The sequence below is a fragment of the Micromonospora sp. NPDC005707 genome, assembly GCF_040631005.1.
Taxonomy (GTDB): Bacteria; Actinomycetota; Actinomycetes; order Mycobacteriales; family Micromonosporaceae; genus Micromonospora.
The window spans coordinates 1-1392 of the sequence record NZ_JBEXYR010000038.1; the positions used below are offsets into that span (position 1 = coordinate 1).

Genomic DNA, 1392 nt, shown 5'->3' on the forward strand with positions numbered 1-1392 from the left:
GTAGTCAAGTCCTCGGCCTATTAGTACCGGTCAACTGAACCCGTTACCGGGCTTACATTTCCGGCCTATCAACCCAGTCGTCTAGCTGGGGGCCTTACCCCACAAAGTGGGTGGGATACCTCATCTTGAAGCGAGCTTCCCGCTTAGATGCTTTCAGCGGTTATCCCTTCCGAACGTAGCTAACCAGCCGTGCCCCTGGCGGGACAACTGGCACACCAGAGGTTCGTCCGTCCCGGTCCTCTCGTACTAGGGACAGCCCTTCTCAAGTATCCTACGCGCACGGCGGATAGGGACCGAACTGTCTCACGACGTTCTAAACCCAGCTCGCGTACCGCTTTAATGGGCGAACAGCCCAACCCTTGGGACCTGCTACAGCCCCAGGATGCGACGAGCCGACATCGAGGTGCCAAACCATCCCGTCGATATGGACTCTTGGGGAAGATCAGCCTGTTATCCCCGGGGTACCTTTTATCCGTTGAGCGACACCGCTTCCACATGCCAGTGCCGGATCACTAGTCCCGACTTTCGTCCCTGCTCGACCTGTCAGTCTCACAGTCAAGCTCCCTTGTGCACTTGCACTCAACACCTGATTGCCAACCAGGCTGAGGGAACCTTTGGGCGCCTCCGTTACCCTTTAGGAGGCAACCGCCCCAGTTAAACTACCCACCAGACACTGTCCCTGAACCGGATAACGGTCCGAAGTTAGATACCCAAATCAACCAGAGTGGTATTTCAAGATTGCCTCCACCCATACTGGCGTATGGACTTCACCGGCTCCCACCTATCCTACACAAGCTAACTCAAGTACCAATGTCAAGCTATAGTAAAGGTCCCGGGGTCTTTCCGTCCTGCCGCGCGTAACGAGCATCTTTACTCGTAGTGCAATTTCGCCGGGCCTGTGGTTGAGACAGTGGGGAAGTCGTTACGCCATTCGTGCAGGTCGGAACTTACCCGACAAGGAATTTCGCTACCTTAGGATGGTTATAGTTACCACCGCCGTTTACTGGCGCTTAAGTTCTCCGCTTCGCCCCGAAGAGCTAACAGGTCCCCTTAACGTTCCAGCACCGGGCAGGCGTCAGTCCATATACATCGAATTACTTCTTCGCATGGACCTGTGTTTTTAGTAAACAGTCGCTTCCCCCTGCTCTCTGCGGCCATACAACGCTCCACCCGCGCGGGGCTTCACGTCTCCGGCCCCCCTTCTCCCTAAGTTACGGGGGCAATTTGCCGAGTTCCTTAACCACAGTTCGCCCGATCGCCTCGGTATTCTCTACCTGACCACCTGTGTCGGTTTGGGGTACGGGCCGCTAAGAACTCGCTAGAGGCTTTTCTCGGCAGCATAGGATCACTGACTTCACCTGAATCGGCTCGGCATCACGTCTCAGCCTTCAT

Annotated in this window: 1 rRNA gene (only partly in view); it reads right to left on the bottom strand. The window is 55.8% G+C overall.

Going from position 1 to position 1392, the window contains the following annotated elements:
- Positions 1-1392, bottom strand: a 23S ribosomal RNA gene (locus ABZ452_RS32315) (it continues 1816 nt past the right edge of the window).